This window comes from Prosthecobacter sp. (assembly GCF_044226605.1).
Lineage (GTDB): Bacteria > Verrucomicrobiota > Verrucomicrobiia > Verrucomicrobiales > Verrucomicrobiaceae > Prosthecobacter.
The window spans coordinates 62,650-84,537 of record NZ_JBGAGS010000022.1 but is presented as its reverse complement, the minus strand read 5'-3'; the positions used below and the strand labels follow the sequence as shown (position 1 = coordinate 84,537).

The window sequence follows — 21,888 nt, the reverse complement described above, 5'->3', positions numbered from 1 at the left end:
GCCGCCCTGCGTTACGCCTGCCACGGCCACTCCAGCGGTGTTGCTGAAAGCGGTGTTTGTTGTCACATTGGCCTTCCCTGCTCCCGCCGTGGTGGAAAGGTTTTGAATCAGCAGGCTGCCGCCGCTGCTCGCGGTCTCGGCTGTCAGCGCGGTGGCCGTCAGCGTGGTGCTGCCACCCGTGCCGCCATTGAGGGTGAGAGTGCCGCCGCCGTTGGAAGGAACGAGCGATGCGATGGTCTCGCTTGCATTGGTGCTTGCCACGTTCGTGCCATTCAAGATCACCGTGCCGCCTGAGACGGTCAGCGCTTTGCCGCCAAGGCGATTGGCCAGATTGGTCGCCGAGTTGTCGATTGTCAGCGTGCCGCCCGAATTGACCGTGTCAGCAAAGGATATCAAACCGCTCGCGCCATTGAGCGTCACTCCGCCCTGGTTCACCGCAAGCGTGCCGGTGGCGGTGCTCACATTGGTCAGAGTCAGCGTGCCGCTGCCGACCTTGGTAACTCCCAGCGAAGTCCCCTGCGCCAGAACGCCGTCAAACTGGTAGCTGCCGCTTGCTCCATTCCCCACCGTGAGGACAGCGGTGCCGGAAGCCGTGACCAGACCGGAGCCGGTCAGCGTGCCAATGGTCGTGGCCACACTGGCGATGTCAAAGGCGCCGCTGCTTCCCACCGAGAGCGAGCCGGTGATCGGCAGCGCATTGGCCACGCCCATCTGCAGCATGCCGCCGCTGACTGTCGTGGCGCCGGTGTAGATGTTGCCGCCGCTGCTGAGTTTTAGAACGCCATTGCCGGTTTTGGTAAGGCCGCCGGTGCCATACACCGAACCACCAAGCGTGGAAATATTCTGCGGACTGGTGACGCTGATGGAACGGATGGCATTTTTCAAATTAACCGTGCCGTTTAAGACGGCACCATTCGCGGCCACCGGACCACCGAAAGTGAAGTCACCATTCAGCATCACGTTGTTGGAAACGGTTTGAGTGGTGGTGCCAGACATGAGGGTCGTGCCATCGGCGATGCTCAGTGTGCCGATGCCGAGCGGACCGGTGCTGCCCTGGATGAGCGGCACTCCTGCAGCCGTGAGCGAACTGCTGGCTCCGAGAATCAGCGTGCCCGCATTCAGCTGCACTCCGCCATTGAAGGTGCTCGCGCCGCTGAGCACCAGAGAGCCGGCGCCTGCCTTGATGATGCCGGCCGCATTGAGCGTGCCGCCCATGACGTTCTGGATGACATTGCCGAGGATCAAATCCACCGGTGACAGGCCGGAGGTGGTGATGGTGCGGCTGGCTGCGCCGAGTTCCCAGATGGTGGCACTCGTGAGCGTCGGCGTGGAGGCCTCGTTGTCATTTACCGCCGTGATGGCATTCGTCGTGCCGCTGAGCACAAAGGTGCCGCCGGTGATGTTTGTCGTGGCCTGGATGCCGCCGGTGCCGTTGAAGGTCAGCGAGGCAAAGGAGTTGGTGTTCACCAGCGTCAGCACGCTGTTCGTGCCGTTGAAGGTGATGTTGCTGCCAGAGAAAATTTGACCGCCATTGGTGGTTTCGGTCACGCTGGCGTTGTTGATGACCAGATCTCCCGGCACCTGAATGGCGCCCAGTGTTCCGCCCAGCGTCAGCGTTCCCTGATTGACCACGGTCTGCCCGGAATAAGAGTTGGAATACCCGCCGATGGTTGGCGCGCCGACCGTGGTTGCCACATTGGTTCCCGCCGTCACGCCGGTGCCCGTGGTGAGTGTGAAAGTCGTGGTGCCGGTGATGGCCGCAACGAACTCGTTGGCTGGAATGTTCGGATTTCCCGTGACGGGCATGCCTACATAAAGTCCGTTTGTGCTGGCCACCGTGACGGTGGCGGACCCCGCCGTGGTGCTGGCGGCGACTCCGGTGATGCTGCCGCTGGTGGGATTGAGCGCCGCGCCAATGGTGATGGGCTCGGACGTGGTAGACATCAGAGCAGGCAGGGAAAGCACAAAGTGCGTGCTGTCGGTAATGCTGCTGATGATGGCACCTGAGGGAATGCCGGCACCATTGACGCTCTGTCCTGGAACCAACCCGGCAGTGCTGGCCACCGTCACCGTGTTGTTTGAAAACGTCGTGGCGCCCGTCAAGGTCAGGCCCACCGGCTGCAGGCCGTAGTATTCATTGGTGGTGCCGGTCGCCGTCGCATTTTGGGAGAGGGTCACGAAGGTCACGCCTGCGCCCTGGGAAATGCCGGTGATCGTGGTGCCCTGGGGAATGCCAGTCCCCTGCACCGCCTGGCCCGTGAACAGCACAGGAGTGCCCAAAATGGTGACGCTGCTGCTGCCGCTGGTGGTGTTTGTCACCAGTGATTGCGCGGCAGGCGCCGTACTCGTGGTGGTGATGGTGGTGGCAACACCGCTGGACGTCGCGGTGGCGGCCGCTGAGATCGTGATCGAGGTAGGGCTGTTGATGGCGGTGATCGTGGCTCCTGCAGGAATGTTCACATTTCCGGAGAGGACCTCACCCAGATACAAACCGTTCGTGGATGTTCCCAAACTGACCACGTTGCTGCCTGCCGTGGTGGAGGCGGAGGCACTGGTGGCGGTGGAGGCCGAGATGCCGCCAAAAAGCACCGTGGCCGCACTTGTTGGCAAGGTGGTGAAGGATCCGTTCAGCGTGACGGTATTCCCGGAAACGCTGGCCACCGTGGTGGCGATAAGTGCGCCACCGCCGGCAGCGGCGGCAGCCAGGCTCACGCTCATGCCCGGATAGATCACGCTGCCAGCGGGCACCGTGATCGAGTTGGTGGTGAAACCGGTGTTTGCAATGGTCAGCACCTGCGAGGTCGGCAGACTCAGCTGCGTACCAGCGGCAGTGCTGCTACCGGTTCCTACATTGGCGCTGATGGTGTAATGCGTCGCGTCAGTGATGCCGATGATCACCGAGCCTGCTGTCTGCCCCAGACCGGCGCTGACCGTCTGCCCAACGGCCAGCCCCGCCGTGCTGCTCACGGTCACAATGTTCGAAGCCGTGGTGGTGGAGGTCGTCCACACAGTCGGCAGCACATTCAGCGTCGTGGTGCTGGAGCCGGACTTTACCAGCGAGAGCAGGTTGCCATTGCTGTTGTTGGTGATGGCGCTGTTGATGGTGGCGGTGGCGTTGGCGTAATTGTAGAGCGTCGAGGTCGCATTCGTTGCCGTTCCCCCAGTGAGTCGGCCACCGGCCAGGACGCTGGCGGCACCGTTGGTGAGCAGTCCGCCGGTGGTGATGGCGAGCGCCTCGCCGAGGGAGCTTTGCGTGACGGTCGAAACGGCGCTGATCCTCAGGGAGTTGATCGCGCGGCTGGTGACAGCGCCGGCGCTTGCGGCAATAGTCACGTTATCGGTGGCTGTCCCGGCGGTCAGGCTGGTGGCATAACCACCAAACGGGGTGGTGCTGTTGATGGAAGCGCCGACAGCGCCGAGGCCCAGCGCACCTGTCACAGGATCGATGGTGGCGCGATAGCTTGCGAAATCCGTGCCACCGATCACCGCCCAGCCACCGATGATGCCGTTCACAAGCGTCGGTGCGGAGGAGATGAGGAGTTGCGGATTGGAGGCTGCAGCGCTTGGCGCAAGGCCGTTCACACCGAGCACCGGCGCACCGAAGGTTCCCGTCCCTGCCGTGAAGTTCACGGTGCCGAAGCCGCTCTGGCTCAGGCTGGCGAGAGTCAGCACCGCAGCGCCTGTGCCGCTGGCATTGCTGCCAAAAATGTTGTCGGTGATCGTGCTGGCACCGGAGATCAGATTGAGGCTGCCATTAATGCCGAGGGCATCGGCACCTTGTTTGCCATTAAAGATCAGCGTGCCGCCATTCAGATTGATGGCGGAGGTTCCGGTGCGCGAGGAAAGCGCGGAGAGACCCGTATTGTCCAGTGTCAGCGTGGCGAAGTAGGCATTGACGGCCCCTCCGTTGGTGATGGTGCCGCTGTCCTTCAGCGTCAGCGTGCCACCACGGATGCTGGTGATCATGTTCGCGTTGCGGCCGTCCGCGCTGTTCAACACCAGATTGTTCACCCCTGATTTGTCGAGCGTGATGTTTCCGGCGATGCTGCCGACAAAGGTGGTCGTGGCAGTGCCGGGATTGGTGAAAAGGGTGGCGGCAGCGCCCGTGTTCGTAATCGTTCCAGCGCCACCAGGAAGAGTGTTGCCATTAGTCTGCGTCAGGGATGCCACGGCCTGATTGTTTCCTTTCAGATCCACCGTCCCACCGTTGAGGTTGAGTGCGGCAAGAGTGGGAACGGTGGAGGTAGGAATGACAAGCAGGGTATTGGCGCCGCTGCTGAGATCGAGTTCACCCGCGTTCACAAAAGTGGCGCCGGTCATGAGGCTCGATTTTTGCAGGTTCAGGATGCCACTGTCTGCCTTCACCAGCACTCCGTTGCCAATGAGGTAGGCATTCACATTGAGGGTGTCCAGTGTGTGAAAGATGAGGCCCGCCGACCCCTGCGTCAGGGCACCGCCGGTAAAACCGACATTACCCGTTTTGGCAACCACCGCTCCGCTGGAAACGGTGAGCGTATTGAGCGTGCCAGCGGCATTGAAGAGCAGGCTGCTGAAGGACGTCACACCACCGCCGCTGTTCAGGGTCAGGGAGTTGATGCTCGTGGACGCATACATATTCAGATTCTGGCCCGCGAAGACATTCGAAGTCGTTGCTGCATTGGAAACAGTGCCGCCCAGGGCAGTGACAGCTCCCGGAGTAGCCGTGCCGAGATAGCTGCCCGCTGGAGCAAAGTAGCCAGTGTCTGAAGACGTCATGATGTGGAAACCGTTGGCATCCGAAGAGACGAGACCAGAGCCGGTGCTGTCGATGGCGATGATGTCGGGACGGATGTTGTTCACCAAATTGGCCGTGGTGGCGATGACATTGACGTGGCCGCTCCCGGCGGTGCCGCCCAAAATGCCAGTCGTGGAAATGACCAGCGTGCCCGTGTTGGTGGCGCTCTGCGCGCTGTAGGTGCCGAGGTTCACCGTGGTGCTGAAGGCTCCGGTGCTGGCGGTGAGGCTGAGGGTGCTCTGGCCTGCCAGCATGGTCACGGTGCCGAGGGTTTCACTGACTGTCGCGAGATTGCTGCCCAGGTAGTTCAGCGTGCCGCCCTGGAAGTTTAACACGCGGGTGAGATTGCTGACGGCGGTGTTGCCACCGAGGCGGTTGCTGACGGCGTTGGCGATGACGCCGCTGTTGTCCAATGTGAGGGTGCCGCCCTGGGAAAGCGTTTCCACTGCGAAGCCGATTTTGCCCGTTGTGCCGTTGAGCGTCACCGTGCCACCATTGACCACCAAAGTGCCGAGAATGCTCGCACTGCTGTCTCCAGTGAGCACCCAGTTGCCCGAGCCGATCTTCGTCACATTGAGCACACCGCCCGTGGTCCCTGTGGTGAAGTAATCGCTGCTGAAAGTACCCGCGAAGGTGCCTCCGGTGCTGTCGCCAGTGGTCAGCGTGCCCGCCGTGGCCACGCTGAAGTTTTTGATGATGGAGCCTGCTACGCCGGTGATGGTGCCGACCTGCAGATTGCTCTGGCCGCGCATGTCGAGGATGTTGCCGCTGAAGCCGAGATCGATGGTGGTGCCGGCGTAGTTGGAGGCGGCTCCGAGCACGATCTCGCCACTGCTGCCATTGGCGAAACTGATGGCGTTGGTCCCATAGCTCACGCCACCGAGTTGCAGCACGCCCGCACCTGCCTTGCTGATGCTGCCACTGGAAACGATGTTGCTGTTGATCGTGAGACCGATCTGACCATTGACGCCCACGCTCGCATTGCTGACGGCATCGACCGTGATGGTGCTGCTGGCGGTGAGGCTCAGCAGGCCCAGCAATGCCGGGACCACGCGCACGTCCTCCAAGCTGGTGGCGGTGATGCCGCCGGTGAGAGTCAGTGTGCCTGCACCGGTTTGCACGAGGGGGCCGTTCCCCGCCGTTCCGCCGCCCTGGCTGTTGAAGACCAGGCTGCTGATCGTTTCATTGAAGCCATTGAGCGTCCACTGCGCGCCGCCACGCACGGTCACTATGGCCGTATCGGCGATCTGTTGAGAGGCGAGGTTCACCACCTGCGCATTCGCGATGGGCATGGAGTCGGTGGCGTTGTTGTTGCCACCGCTGATGGTGAGATTTCCAGTGATGGCATTTCCTGAGCCGGTGAGGTTGTTCAGATTCACGATCATGGCATTCACAAAGGTGCTGCCTTGGTAAGTGTTGGCCCCTGCGAGGATGATGGTGGGGGCGCTGGTGCTCTGGCTCAGGCCGGTGAGCACCAGGTTAAGGCCGCCGGCCACACCGTTGTCGATGATGGCGGAATTCACCGTAAGCGCGCCACCGCCCTGATTGAGATACAGCTCCGACTGGCCGCCGCCTGCCGTCAACTGGCCGCGGACGCTGGTGCTGCCGATGGAGGTGGAGAAGTTATTGGTGCCGACGAGCAGGCCGCCGCTGGTGAGAGTGAGAGTGTCCGACGCCGCAGCGAAAGACATGGCGCGCGTGGCGCTGATGCCGTTCCATGTGAGCGAATTCACGATGGCGCCACCGGCTGGCACGGTGATGGCCGTGTCACCAAAACGCAGATTGCTGCTGCTGGTGGAGGTGGCGAAGCTGGAGGTCTGCATGGCCGCGGTGAGCGGGCGCACGCCAGTGACAGGATCGTAGGTGGCAAACTCGGCATTCGCCGTGGTGCTGGCGACATTGGAGTCCAGGCCGATGACGGTGGCCCAGCCGCCGATGATGCCGTTGGCGAGCGTGGGAGCGCTATTGAAAATAATGGAAGGATTGTCACCCATGGCACCAGTGCCGGCATAGAAGGTCAGGGTGGCGCCGATGCTGCGTGAGAAGGTGCCGGTGATGTTCAGTGTGGCTGATCCGATCCCGGCCCCTGCCCCGCTGGCCTGGCCGACATCGAGGCGGAGTTCATTGGCAGAGCCGGTCAAAGACAAATTGCCGATGGAAGCGGAGCCGCTGGCACCGCTGCGGCTGATGAACTGGAACGCGCCGCCATCGAGGGTGAGCGGCACATTGGCGGCCAGTCGGTTGCTCATGGCCTGGATGCCGGTGTCGTTCCATTGCAGCACCGCATTGCGCACATAGACGCCGCTGGTTCCGGAGAGCCTGGCCTGATCGGTGAGAGAAAGCACATTTTCCTGAATGGTGGTGCTGCCTGCGTAGCTGTTGTTGTCATGGAGTGTCAGCGCAAAGGCGCCGGTTTTGACGAAATTGATGACGTGCGTGGAGTCTCCTGCGATCTGCCCGGCCCAGTCGGAGGCGGCGCTGCTGGCAACGGTGAGCGTGGAGGTGGTGGTGGAGCTGTTGGTCACGGTCCCGCCTGCGCCAGGAAGAATGCCCACGCTGGTGAAGTTGCCGGTGGTTTGCGAGTTCCCGTTCAAGTCAAAGGTGCCGCCAGCGTTCACGGTCAGCGCGCTGGCGTTCAGCGCGGAAGTCAGCGTGGTGATGGCGGGCGCTGTCGTGGCAAGGTAGAACAAGGCGTTGCTGGTGGTGGAAGCAGGAGCGAGTTTCAGCGTGCCGAGATTGATGCGGGTCTGCCCGGTGAAGCTGTTCTGTGCAGCGCCGAGCACCAGCATGCCATCACCGCTTTTTGTCAGGCCGCCTGTCGAAGGAACCACGGCACCACCCACGGCGGCATTGATGGTCAATGAGGTGCCGCTGCCCGCGGTATAAACAAGCATTTCACGGCTGGTGCCGGCATTGGCTGCATTGATGAAACCAGCGCCCACCGCACCGATCGTGGCGCTGGTGGTGGCCAGGATGCCGCCGCTGTCGAGGGTGATGTTGCGACCGGAGGTGATGGCAAGAGAGCCGCCGGTGGTGATGGTGAGCGAATTGACGAGCGTGGTGGTGTAGGAAGTGGCAGCAGTGCCAGCGTAAGTCGGAATGGCAGTACCCGCTGTAAGCGCCGAACTCACCGCAATGTTGCTGTTTGCCGTAAAGGTGGTGTCCATTTCGGAAGCAGCGAGAACGCGGAGGCCGTTGCTGCCATTGAATGCAAAACTGGTGCCGGAACCGGAGGTGCCTGTGTCGTCCACGACCATCCATGGAATGATGGCGGCGTTTTTGGCGCCGGCGGCCCCGCTCTGGCCAATGGCTGTGGGAGCGGTGCCGAGTACGACGTTCGTTTTGGCAACGGTCAGCGCAGCGGCCTGGCCGAGCGCATTCCCACGGATGAGCACCGTGCCCGTGTTTGCCGTGCGAACAATGGTGCCCGCGCCGGTGGTGGAGAGCTCCAGCGTGGAAGTGCTGTTGGCATCGAGCGTGATGACGCTGAAGCCGCCGTTGATGGTCAGGCTGCTGGTTCCAAGAATTTCATTTTGTGCCGTGATCGCTCCCGTATTTGCAGTGAGCAGCAACGTGCCGCCATTGAGCGTGATGGCGCGGCCGTTGGCACGGTTCACGGATGTTGCCCCAAGACCGGTGTAGTCGAGCTGCAAGGTATTGGAGGGATTGATGCCCACCACTGGCCCCGCATTAACATTCACCGCCGTGGCGGCGCCGAGAACGGTGGTGGATGCGCCGGAAATCACCACCTTTCCAAGAGCGACGTTGATACCCGTCAACGTGGAGGCGGTGGTGATGCCGGTAAGTTTCACGGTGTTCGCCCCCACTTTGGTCAGGGTGGTGGATCCAGTGACCTGGCCTGCTAGAGTGAGATCGCCATAAGTTGCGGAGCCGAGGCCGCTGGTGGTGTTGACGTAGTTCGTGCCGACACTGGATGCACCTCCGAGCGTGACCGTGCCTGCATAGCTGGCGGCAGTGGTGGAGGTGTTGATCAGGGAGCCGAGGGAACTGACAGTGCCCGTGCCGGTGATCGTGCCGCTACCACCATAACCTGCGCCAGTGATCGTCAGCGGGTTGGTGCTGGTGACTGTGAGGCCATTCAGGTCAAGCGCGGCACCACTGGCGATGGTGACCGTGTTGGCGGCAGCGCCGAGTGCGCCGGCATTGGCGAGCTTCAAGGTTCCCAAAGCGACACTGGTGTTAAAAACTTGCGTTCCGTTTCCAGCATTGAGCGTCAAAGTGTTCGTTCCTTGCTTGGTGAGGGTGATGCCGCTGCCGCCGACGATGGAGTTTAGGGTGAGATCGCCATAACCTCCGACGCTGGTGCTGGAGCCGAGCGTGAGAGTGCCAGTGAGGCTGGCGGCATTTGCGCTGCTATTCCATAATGCGCCACTGGAAGCAGCTGCGAGCACGGCGGTCGGTGTGGCGGAAGCAGAGGGAATCAAAGCACCGAGGCCATTGAGGGTAACATTGCCCGTGACACCGGTCTGGCCGTTGAGATCAAGCATGCCTGAGGCGTTGAAGTAGTAGGTGCCCGAACCGACGGAGGTGGCGGCCTGGGAGAGGGTGAGGGTGGTGCCGCTGATGGCGGTGATGTAGGTTCCAACGGGGATTCCGGACCCGGAAACGGCCATTCCAACCTGCAATGAAAGGGTCGAACTTGTGTCGGATCCGGCAAGAGTGAGGCTGGTGGAGCCGCTGGCAATGGCCGGCAGGGAGGTGGTCGAGGAATTGATGTTTCGAACCAGAGTTCCGGTGGTTCCGGAGCTCAAAGCGGTCGCGCTGTTGAGCTGGACAAAGCCGCCCTGAATGGTGAGGTCGCCGGTGAAGGTGGCTGAGTTATTGCCGCCGAGAACGAGGGTGCCGGTGCCAGCTTTGAAGAGGGCGTTGGCGGAGCCGGTGCCGCTTTCGGTGATGGTGCCGATCAAATTGAGCGTGCCTGCGCCCTGGCCGGCGGTGAGGGTTGTGGCAAGGATGACGCCAGTGCCGATGGAGATGTCACCATCGACTCCGACCCACCCTGCTCCGTAGGTACCGCTGGTGCCGTTGACGATGTTGAGAGCGGAGTTGTTGTTGAGCACCAAGGCGGTGCCGCTGGAGGGGGCGATCACCGCGCCGAGAGGCGAGGCAAGGGTGTCGATGGTGGCGGAGGTTCCGGCGGCGAGGGTGTAGTTGTTGTCGATGACAGCCGCAAAGTTGTAGCTGTTGGCGGCGGTGGGTGCGCCGGAGACATAGGAGAGCCTGGTGGAAGGGATGGCCTGGAAGCCCCCGGGGGTGGCCGCTGAGGCATCCGCTCCAGAGTAGAGGAGCCGGAGGGAACCGGAGTTGGTGGCGTTGTAGGTGGTGTAAGTGATGGTGTGGTAGCCGGCGCTGAGAGTGATCTGGCCGCTGCCACTGGCTTCCGTAAGCCCCGCATGCGGCCCCTGATCATTGAGGACGAGCTGACCGTCGATGTAGAGCACACCCGCATCATCGGTGGCGCTGCGGAAGGTGTAGGCACCGGCGGTGGTGATCTGCAGAAGGCCCTGCGTCGTTACGATACCATTGGTGAAGGAGGATGCCGTGGCAGCCGGGCGGTTGTTCAGGTTCGCATCGTTCAGAGAAGCGAGGATGGCGGTGCCGGAGGAGCCGATACCCGCGACATTGACGCTGAGGACGCCCTGCGCAGCGCCGAGGGAGCTGAAGCTGGCGGCAAGACCACCCAAGGTGTAGCCCACGGGCCGTGTGGCGGGCGCGGTGGCGGGAGTCTGAATGAGCAGCGGATAGTAGTTGCTGCCGTTGTAGGAAGAAAGCTCGATGGGATTGGTAGCGAGCGTTTTGCTGGCGCCGAGCGTGGCGACATCGGGGAAGTAGAGGGAGCCGAGACCGATGTTCACGGGCTTGTTACCGGCGGAATAGTTGTACACGTAGGTGGTCATGCCAGCGGGCACGTTGAACTGCGGCGCGCCAGTGGTGTCGGTGACGTTTTGAATGATGAGGGTATAAGCATTGGCGCTCCCGAGGTTCAGCACCTGGCTGCCAGTCATGGTCAGCTGCGGGATTTTGATGGCGTTGCCGGTGCCATTGCCGGAGACCGCCACGCCCACGGTGGAGGCATTGCCGACGAAGAGGTTGGCGTAATTGGAGCTGGGATCGATGGTGATGGAGAGGCCCTGGTAAAAGATCTGGCCGCTGTTGCTCTGGCCGTTGTTTTCCAAAGCGAGGGTACCACTGCTGGTGAGGGTGACACTGGCATTGCTCAAAGGCTGCGGAGCGCTACCGGTGGCGCCACCGAGCACGAGTACGCCCGCATTGACGGTGACGGAACCGCCGAAGGTGTTCGTGCCGGTGAGGGCGAGAGTGCCGAGGCCGGTTTTGACGATGCTTGAAGTACCGGAGGAGTCGGAGATCACGCCACCGAGCGTGAGGAAAGCGCCGGGAACATCCACGTTTACGGTGGTGCTGCCGGATTTGAGCGTGACGTTGCCGTTCAAAGTGAGGCCGGTGGGGCCTTTGAAGGTGAGATCATTGCCGCCGAGAACAAGAGCATTGGAAATGACATTGGTGGTGGCGGTGGAGGTCAGGTAAGTTCCTGTGCCGAGGGTGAAGGTGCCTGTGCCGAGAGGACCGCTGGTGACTGTGCTGCCCACCAAGGTGCTGCTGGAGGCTACGGCAATGCCGCCAGCCGTGAGGTTCACGCCGCCGTCAAACGTGCTGGCCCCGCCGAGCTGCAGGAGGCCATTGCCAACCTTGGTGATGCCGACGCCCGTGCCGGTGGTACCGATGCCCACGATGGGCGAGCTGATGGACAGTCCTGCTGTGAGCTGCGTGATGGTGCTGCCCGCGATCTGAAGGGGATTGACGGTGATGGTGTTGGTGCCCGAGGACAGGCCAAGAGAGGCGACGCTGATGGTGGAGACGGTGGATGGATTGCTGGAACTCGCGGTGATGGGACTGGAGCTGGAGAGGTTCAGAATACTCGCGGGAAGGGTGGTGGCGGTGGTCACGGTGGGGTTGCCTTCACCGCCGTTGTTGTTGAAGACGAGGCTGTTCAGCGTCTGCGTGCCAGCAAGATTCACGGTGGACTTGCCGATGATGGTGAGAGTGTTGGAGGGATCGATCTGACCGCCGATGCCGGTTGCATTGCCGCCGGAGGCGCTGATGCCGATGTTGAGTGTGGTGGCAGTAAGACCGGTGCCTGCGCCCACAAGTGTCAACCCGCCAGCGGGTATCACGATGGTCCCCGCCGTGGATGCAGAAAGGTTCAGGGTGCCTTGATTGACGATCGTGCCGCCGGTGTAGGCATTCGAACCAGTGAGCGTGAGCGTGCCAGTGCCGGACTTGTTGAGACGGGTCACGCTGCCGAGGCCGTTGTCCTGGATGGAAGAGTTGACGACCATGTCCGAGGAGAAGGTCAGGGTCTGCGCACCCGTGGTGGAAGTGGCATTGTAGTTGATGGTGAACTGCGTGGCGCTGAGCACCTGGGTGACGTAAGCACCCACGGGGATGCCCGTGCCGCTGATCGCGAGTCCAGCGTAAAGGCCTGTGGTCGAAGTGACAGAGACGACGTTGCTGTTAAGAACCGTGCCCGTGGCCGCGACTCCCGTAGCGGTGGTGGTGTTGGCCGTGTTGTAAACATCCAGCTGGGTGGTGCCTGATGTTGCAGTACCGCCGGTGGTGAGAATGCCGCGCAGAATGCTGTTGCCAATGGTGGTGGAACCAATGGTGCTGTTGCTGTGAAGCAGACCTCCTTTGATGATATTGAGCACGTCGGTGCCACTCGTGAAGGCGAGGTCGTTTTCAGCGACGCCAGCAAAGCGCAGATAGTCTGTGGTGGCGCCACCGGAGGGAAGAGTGATGACTTGATTGATGCCGGCAATGCCGTTCAGCACATTGGTCACATTGCCCGCAGCGAACCCATTGAGAGTGCCGCCGGAGTAGGTGTTGAGAATATTGGCTCCCGCCACAGCATTGGTGGTGGTGACGGTACCGCCGGACATATAGCCGCCAGCATAGCCCTGATAGCCGTCAGTGCCCAAGGCACCAATGCCCAGTGAGGGATTGTAACCGGCCCACGTGTCGGAATTGACGATGGCCCAGGCTCCGATGACGCCTGTGGCCGGGCTGTAGCCGAGGCCCGAGGGATCGGTCAGCAAGACACGCGGATTCCCGCCTTCAGCGCCCAGAATGTTGCCGGAAGTAAAGTTCACGATGGCATCGCCAGCATGGGAGATGCTGGCGAAACCGAGATCCGCATTGGAGTAGACGCCAACGCCGCCGACAGTAACGGTGATGGAATTGACACCAGAAGCGATGTTGAGCGCGCCCAGGCTCTCGGTGGTATAAGTGGAGGCGCGGCCGGTGAGAGCCAGGACGCCGCCATTCATCGTGATCGATGCCGCATCGTTGATGCGGTCATTGTTGTTGATCAGAAGGTCGGCATTGCTGTTGAGGGTCAGGGAGGAATAATTGAGGGTGATGGAGGAGGTGTTGGACAGTGTGGCATTGTCCTGCAGCAATAGGCCGCCGCCCATGAGGATCGTGGCGCCGTAGTAAGTGTTGGCCGAGTCCAGCGTGGTGGTGTTGCCACCAACACGGGCAAAGGTGATGGGATTGGTGGAATCTCCGGTGATGCTTCCGGCCCAGGTGCCAGTAGTACCATTGGTGACCAGCAAGGCAGCGCCCCCGGTGCTGGTAACCGTGCCGCCTGCGCCGGGTGCAGCGCCTCCGTTGCTGGTGAAATTCCCGACGTATTCCACGGTGCCGTTCAGATCGAGCGTGGCACCGTAGTTGACCGTGAGAGCGCCGCCATTGTCAAAGAGCGTGCTGTTGCCTGCTGAGAGAGTGGTGGTGCCGCCATTGAGGACGGTGGCCCCGGTGTAAAACTGGCGCGCCGTGATGTTGAGACTGCCAGTGAGCCCCTTGGTGAGACCGCCGATGGCGACGCTGGCCACCGGCGCGGTGGTGTTGGCATAAAACAGGGTGCCCGCCACATTTTGATTGGTGAGCAAAGTGCCCACGAGAGCGCCACCCAAAGTCAAAGTGGAACCGCTGGCGATCTGGAGGAGCGCCTCCGTACCCACCGTGGCCGGAGCTGCAGTGATGGTGACACCGACCGGCGCGAGGACGATGCGTGTGGCATTAAGAGTATTCGCACCACCATTGACCAAAATGCTGCCACTGCTGAGGGACAGTGAGAGATCGCTGGCCAGAGAGGATGCGGCATCCGTGCCCACCCCCACCGTGAGGCCACTGCCATTGATGGAAAGCGCATTGATGATGCGGCCGCCCGGTGCAGCCCCGGCGGAATAGAGCGCATTGGTGGTGCTGCCCGTCACCTGAAGGGTGATTGTGGGCGTAGCGATCATGCTGATCGCGGAGACATCAGCGGTGGTGGTGTAGTTAGAAAAACTGGTGAGACCATTGGCGCCCATGGCGGCCCATGCAGTGCCGCCGATGGTGATGCGGGGCATCAGCGCATTGGCAGAAGAGACAGTGCCGCCAAACAATGGCACTCCGAAAGTGATGGGTGTTGAGGAGGTGACTCCCGAAGCGGCGACGGCCTGGCTCAGCGTCACGGTGGTGGACGTTGTGGAAGCAATGGTGGTGCCATTGGGAATGCCCACACCACTCACGGTCTGCCCGGCGACCAGACCTGTGGTGGAGGCAAAGGTAAGCGTGGTCCCGGTGACGGTGGCGGCGCTGGTGTTCAGGAGACTGCCGAAGTTCACCTGATTGGTGGAGGTGCCGACAGCAGGCGAGGAGACAACATCCAAAGTGCTGCCAGCGCCGGCGGTGAGGTAGGAGAAGTTGAGCTTCGTGGTGCCACCGTTGTTGGTGATGTTGATGGTGCCCTGCCCGCTGGACCCGAGAATCAAAGTTCCGGCGCTGCCGCTGGTGCCTTCAACGGATCCGGCGGTGTTGCCAATGAAGTTCAGCGTACCGCCCGCCAGCGTCAATGGATGATTGCCAAGGCGATTGGCGGCAGCGGCCGTGGTGTTGTCCAAGGTCAACGCGGCCGAAGGGTTCACTGTGATTCCGGAGGAGCCGGTGAAGGCGCCATTGGCGCCGCTGAGGAGCGTGGTGCCCGCGTTCAAAGTGGTCGCGCCGGTGTAGGTGTTGGCAGCGGTCATGGTCAGTGTGCCCGTACCTGCATAGGTCAGAGCATTGGCGCCGGTTCCAGCGGCGTATGCTCCGCTGATGAGCGTATTGCCCGAACCAGCAAGAGTCAGTGTGGACACGGCGGTGTTGCTGAGTCCGCCGGACAAAGTCAAGGAGGTGCCGCTGTCAAGATTGTTGGTCAAGACACGGCTGGCGGCCATGCCGACGACGCCGGAGAACTCCAGGGAATAGGAACCTTTGAGCACCATGGCAGAACCGCCGAGGGTCACGGGATTGGGAATGGCATTGCTGCCCGTCAGCGCGAGAGATTCAGAACTGAGTGTACCCGTTGACAACGTCAGCACGCCTGCGGTCCCAAATGGATTTTTAGCGTTGGCGACGACGTTGGCTTCGGTGACCGTGATGCCGGCGGTGTTGGCGCTGCTGCCGTTGAAGGTCACTGTTCCCAGGGTGTTCAGGGTCACGGCTCCAAAAGTCGAGGGCAGGGAGGTGTCGAAGACCGTGCTTCCCGTGCCGCCAAGGGTCAGGCCCGCCATCAAGGTGACCGAGATGGGGCCGGCAAAATCCAAAACTCCGCCAGGAGCGATGTTGTTATAGATGGAACTGGCCGAACCAGTGCCGCTTGCCCCAAGATTGAAGACGGTGGTGCCGCCGAACGAGATGGTGTTGAGGCCGTTGAACGTGACGTTCACACCCGACGATCCGACAAACCCCACCGTGCTGTTGATGGTGGTGCCACCTGGGTTCAAAGTGAACAGGCCGCCCGTGGAGCCCAAAGTCAGAAGCGTGCCACCGCTCATTCCAAGTGGATTGGCGCTGGTGTTTGAAATGGTTCCCCAGCCGGCCGGAATTCCCAGGAAACCGTCCGAGACCGTCACGCCGCCGGTGAAGGTGTTGTTTGCATTCAGAATCCAGACGCTGCTGTTCGCCTTGGTGACTGAGAGGGCACCTCCAGCCGTGCTGTCTGCCAGCACTGCGGTGACCGAGTTTGCCTCCCGGCTTTCTCCCGTCAATGTGATGGCCTTCGCTCCGGCGATGGCATTGACGATTTTTGTGATGACCAGCGGTCCGCTGCCGCTGGCGTCGAAGGTATTGGTGCCGGTGGTGGTGTTGAGATTGATGGTGCGGGTGACCGTCTCGCCATTACCAACGTAGAGGATGTATCCGCCGGTGGTGGTGCCATTGCCGAGGGAGAGCTGGCCGGAGGCATCGCCAAAGGAACTGGACGAACCTCCTGAACCGAGGCTTTGAACGGCGGTGGCTCCGCTGCCGCTGATGCTGGTGTTGCCGGAATACGTATTGGCGCCATTGATGATGAGCATGGTGCTGGCGGGGACGGAGTAAGTGATCGAGCTGCCGGCGGCCCCGCTGATGACGCCCGCAAGCGTGGCGATAGCGGCGGCGGTGCTGCCGCTCGCGGTCAGAGTGATCGTCCTGGCGCCAGCGTTCAGATCAATGGGGTTGAGAACGGTGACGTCTGAAAGAGCGGTCGAGGAGCCGAGCAAGAGGGTGCCGCTGGTGAAGGAGGCGCTGCCGAAGACCAGAGTCGAAGGAGAAGCCACGCCGCCGATGGCAACAAGCAGTGAGGAACCCGATGCTGCGAAGCCACCGCTGGACGTGCCGGAAAGCCACTGCACCTGCCCTGCTCCAGTGCCAAGAGCCCGGGTGAAAGTGCCCGAGGATTCCAACACACCTCCTGCCAGCACCAGATTGCTGTTGGGCGAAAGACTGCTGATGCTGCCAAAGGTCAGCGCAGTGCCGCTGGCGACGGTGTTTGCCGTGCTCAACCGGATCTGCAAGGGGCCGAGGATGCTGGCAATGGTGGTGCCATTGGCAATGCCAGTGCCGCTGACCGACTGGCCCACCACGAGCCCGGCGGTGCTGGCGAGGTCGATGACATTGGTGGAAGAACTTGAAGTGGTGGTGCCTGACGTGGTGGTGGAGCCAGCGTCCTGAGCGCGCAGGACGCCTGCCGAGATGGTGGTGGCACCGCTGTAGGTGTTGCTGGTGTTGCCGAGAATCCAGGTGCCGGTACCAGCCTTGGTCACGCTGAGAGCCGTGCTGTCGATGGTGTTGTTGATCAGCTTGAGATCGATCTCGTTGTCTCCGGTGGATGAACCCTGGAGGGTCAGTGTCTTGGCACCCGATGTGGAGAACGCGACTGAGCCGGTGTTGGTAAACCAAATGACGGAATTGTTAATGTTGCCCGTGCCGATGGCGGAGTTCCCATAGCCGCCGGAGGAATCCAGACCGCCATTGCCAGCCAGGGTGAAAAGGCGGTTCGTCTGCACGGATGGCGACTGAATGGTGGAGAGGAAGGAATTGCTGTTCTGACCGATGTATTGAAGGATGCCCGCCGTCGAGCCTGCGGAGCTGCCGAGCACGAGGCTGGCGGCATTGCCCTGCGCGCTGCCGGTGCCGATGCTGCTGTTGCTGCCGTAATTTGCCAGGAGAGAGACACCCAGTGTACCTGCGGCGATGGTGGTGACGCCGCTGTAGGTATTGTAACCCAGGGACCCCAGAGTCTGGCCGGTGGCGCTGGTGCTGGAAGCCGCACCATTGAGGGAATTGAGATACTGAACGCCCGTGCCGTTTTTGGTGACATTGAGCACACCGGCTCCGTCCTGCAGCAGGCCTGAGAACCCGACACTGGCCACCGTGGTGTTGCCATAGAGGCCGATGTTCAGTGTGACGGCGGTTTTGGTCACACCTGGACCGCCGCTGTTGGTGATGGTGCCCGCGCCGGTGAGCGCTCCAATGGTGATGCTGCCTCCAGCGCCCGCGCCATTGAGATCCAGCGTGGCGTCCTGACGAACGGCGGTGATGTTGGCGGCGTTGCTGATAGTGCCCAAAGTGGCAGTGGCGCCTGAAAGCTGCAGAGTGCCCTGGTCGATATTGACGTTACCCGTGAATGTGTTGGCACCGCTGATGATCAGCGTACCAGCGCCGGCCTTGGTGAGCGCTCCCGCGCCACTGCTGATGGGGGCGCTGATGGTGAGGGTGTTTGAATTGGTGCTACCGCCAGTATAGACAATGATTTCACTGGCGGCGCCGCCCAGGGTGAAGCTGGAGGAACTGGAGCCGATGGTGGCGGAGCCGGAGGAGTTATCAAACAGCACGCCGCTGGCGCTGCCCGCCGTGCCGAGGGTCAGGGTGCCACCGAGGGTCAGGCTGGTTCCGCTGCCGGAGATCTTGAGGGCGTTGACCGTTTCAGCCGCCGTGGTGGTGACTGTGCCGCTGCTGAGCCAGTAGGTGCTGGTGGCCACTGACGCCGAGGTGGGCAGACCGGACACATAGGCTGCGTAGGGAGCGACGACGTAGGGACCGGTGCCCGTGACGGTGGCAAAGTTCACCGCGCTGGTCGTGGGATTGGTGTAGTAGGCGAACCCGTTGTTGGTGGTGAGCCCGATGATGCCATTGACCAGAGTGGGACTGGTGGTGAACTGAATGGTGGTGCCCGCGCCGGGGCTGAAATTGAGCACAGACCCATTGCCAGCACCACGCGCGCCAATGGGTGTGGCATTGCCAAAGCTGAGGGTGGGGGTGCCGCCATTCGCAGTGGTGATGATGTTCCCCTGCCCTGCCGTGGGAATGAGCTGCCCAACGGTCATGGTCATCGTGCCAGCGGCTGCGGAGCCTAGCATCTGGAAGGTGCCGCCGGCATAGCCGTTTCCAGTCAACGCATCAGTGTTAAAAATCACATTGTTGCTGCTGGTGAGAGGCGCGGAACCATTGCCCGAATTTGCGGTGGGCTGGACCTGCAAAGTGCCGCCCGCAACGGTGACGGTGCCGCTGAAACTCTGTGCCACTCCGGCGGCTCCAACGCTGCCAAAGTAAAGGGAGGTGCCTGCAGCAACAGCGGTGGCGAGGGTGTTGTTGAGCACCACGTTGTTGCCATAGATGGCCGTGATGACCGTCCCGGCGGGAACGTTGGGTCCGGTGACGCTCTGGCCCACGATTAGATTGGAAGCGTTGGTCACGGTGACTGTGTTGGTATTGACAGCGCCGTTAAAGGTCAGCGCCGTGCCGGATGCGATGGCGGCGGTGACGGTGGCCGCGCTGAGCGTGATGGTGTTGGTGGCGCTGTTAATGGCGGTGATGGTATCTCCCGCAGGGATATTGACGCTGCCGGAGACGACCATGCCGACCGAGAGCCCGGCGGTGCTGGCGAGTGTGATGGTGGTGCTGCCAATGGCGGTGCTGCCGCTGGTGTTTACAGCAGGGATGGTGGGCACCACGGAGGACTCGCCCCCGAATACAATGGAGGCAGAGCTGGCAATGGCACCGCTGGTGGGGGTGCTGAGGGTGACGGAAGTGCCGTTTAAAGAAGTGATATAAGATCCTGCGGCGATGTTGGTACCGGTGACCAACTGCCCAACGGCCAGACCGCTGGTGCTGGCAAAATTCAGCACTGTGCCGCCGCTGGCGGTGGTGGCATTGGTGGCAACGGTGGCTCCCGCAGCTACCGTGGCTGCTGCGTAGGTAGATGCGGCGGGCGCGTAGAGCCAGGTGCCGGAGCCGCCTTTGACCAGCGAGGTTTTGTTGGCAGCGAGGGCGCCATTGTCCTGAATGAGACCCGTGATCTGATTGACCACCGCAGCATTGACCGTGTTGTTGTAGCCTTCGAGGTACAGGGTTTTGGCGCCGGCACCGGGAGCCGCGATGCTGCTGGTCAGCGCCAGCGCGGTGGCGCCGGTGTTTGTCGCTGCCTGCTGCTGATTGGCAAAAATAACGCCGCTGCCCGTCGAGCCGGCAAGCATGATGGCCTTGCTGGAAGTCTCCCCGACACCCGCTGCGGCGGAGCCGAGATAGTTCAATATGGCATTGGTGGTGGTGGTGCCGAGCAGGATGCCGCCGCTGCCCGTGGTGGATGTGGTGTTGACGTTCAGCGAGCTTAGCGCATTGACGATGACGCTGCCGTTGACGATGTTGAAGCTTCCGGTGTTGGTGGATGCGGTGCCCTGGATGGCCAGCGCGCCATAGCCGGACTTGGCCCAAATGTGATCGACACCGCCGGCGGTGCTCAACAAATTTCCCGTCACTAGAACATCGCCATTGGCAGTGAACTGATAGGTGCGGGTGCCCGTTGTGTCGGATGAACTGAGGCTGCTGTTCATGGTGAGCAATCCGTTCAGATTGCTGGTATAAGCGTGGTTGGCGCCCACGGCGTAAGCAATGGTTCCGCCGGAGCCGATCGTCACGCCGTAACCGTCATTGCCGCTGAACACGGTGGTCCAGGCCGAGGAGCCGGTAGCGCTTTCGTTGATGCCTGCAGTCACGACACCGTTTACACTGGCACCGCCAAATGTCAGGGTTTGATTGAGGCCGATGCCACCGACGGCACGATTGGCAAGTATGGACGTCCCGGGCGTGCTGGTGTAGGCGATGGTTTTCTTCGAGAAATCCGTGTAGCCGGGATCGACCCTGAATTCGTAGTTGCCAGCGTAGGAGAGCATGGAACTGGCATCCACACCCGCGCCCAAAGCACCCGGCGATGTGACGCGGAAATAGGATCCGGTGACTTCCACGCGGCCAAGGAAGTTGTTGTAGGGATTGCCCAGGGAAAACTGACCGAGCAGGCCGCCGCCACTCCAGCGATAGATCGAAAGCACGCTGGGGGCGCCGCCGCTGACGAAGCTGTTGATGACGAAGTTGCCTGGGCCGTTAAACATGAGGTCGTTAGAAGTGCTGATGTTGACGGTGGATGAACCGCTGAAGACCGTATTGCCAACGATGGTGCCCAGACGTGTTTCGGAGTTGGATGCGGCGGTGATGATGCCGCTGAAGGTGTTGCTGCCAATGCTGACCAAAGAATAACCGGCGCTGTTGGTAGCACCGCTGATGCCGTAACCACCGACGTCGAGATTGCGGGTAAAATTGATTCCGGTGGTGCCGCCCTGAACCATGAGCGCGCCACCTGCCTGATAGTTGCTAAAGCCAGCCACGGAGATGGTGGTGGAGGAGGCGCCCAGCTGCCCCATGCTGGTGATGACCAGAGTGCCGCCGAGGATGTTGGTGAATCCCGTATAGGAATTGGCATTGTTGGCAAGATGGACAGAGCCCCCGCCCGTTATGGCGAGAGAGCCGGTGCCAGAGAGCAGTCCGGCATAGGTGTTCCACGAGCCCAGATTGGAAACGTTGGTGTTCTGAGAATAGCCTCCGACCGCCGCTGTGAGCGCTCCGCCAATGGTGAGCACCGCGCCGCCCCCCAGCACCACATTGCCACCCAAAGCACCACCGCCGGCAAGGGATTTCACGGACTGACTGAATCCATTGAGATCCAGGAACGCGCCCGCGACATTGGCGAGCGAAACTGCGGAACTGGAGCTGAGGGCGTAGGCGCCGCCCAATTTAAGCGTGCCAGATGAAACGAAGGTGGCTCCCGTGTATGTATTCATACCAGAAAGTGTCACCATGCCCGCGCCTGAGCTGCCGACGGTGACTCCACCGGTGCCGCTGATGGCGCCACTGATGGTGATGCCGCCGCTGGATGTGCTGCCGAGGGTGAGGAGGGAGCTGGCGACGGAAACATTGCCGGCAATGGTGAGCAATCCGGTGGAGTTATTGGTAAACGAGGCGCTGGCCGCGCCGAGCGTGAGGCTCAGATTCGAGTCGCCGACTGTGATCGTCCCACCGGAAGCGCCCACGGTTATACCTGAAGAGGAGGAAAGCGTCAGGACCTGAGGAGAACCGCCAGAGGCAAGGGTGTAGCCTGGCGCATTGAATACGAGGCCGGCTGCATTGAAGCCGGACTGCAGCGTGACGAGTCCACCAGTGCCTTGAAAAAGGGCTGTGGCACTGCCGTCATTGACCCAGGTGCTGTCTGACCCGGCGGTGAGCCAGCCGGCCGTGGTGGTGTCCCACAGGCCTGCGCCGCCGCTGCCGGATTGATCTCTGGCGGGATCCCAGATCACAGTTGCGGCGTTCAATGGAACGGGCAGCGTGACGACGGGCATCAACAAACTAAGACAGGTGGCGGCAAATCTGGCCAGTGGTGAGGGGCGGCGCTTCAT

At 61.7% G+C, this 21,888-nt stretch carries 1 protein-coding gene (only partly in view); it reads right to left on the bottom strand.

The genetic code is table 11. The features are described 5' to 3' along the window. A protein-coding gene (locus ACILSO_RS25690; RefSeq protein WP_395740338.1) for an autotransporter-associated beta strand repeat-containing protein crosses the window boundary here: on the bottom strand, window positions 1-21,888 show its 5' portion. It extends 5,343 nt beyond the left edge of the window; the window shows 21,888 of its 27,231 coding nt (coding positions 1-21,888); the start codon lies at window positions 21,886-21,888; the stop codon falls past the left edge of the window.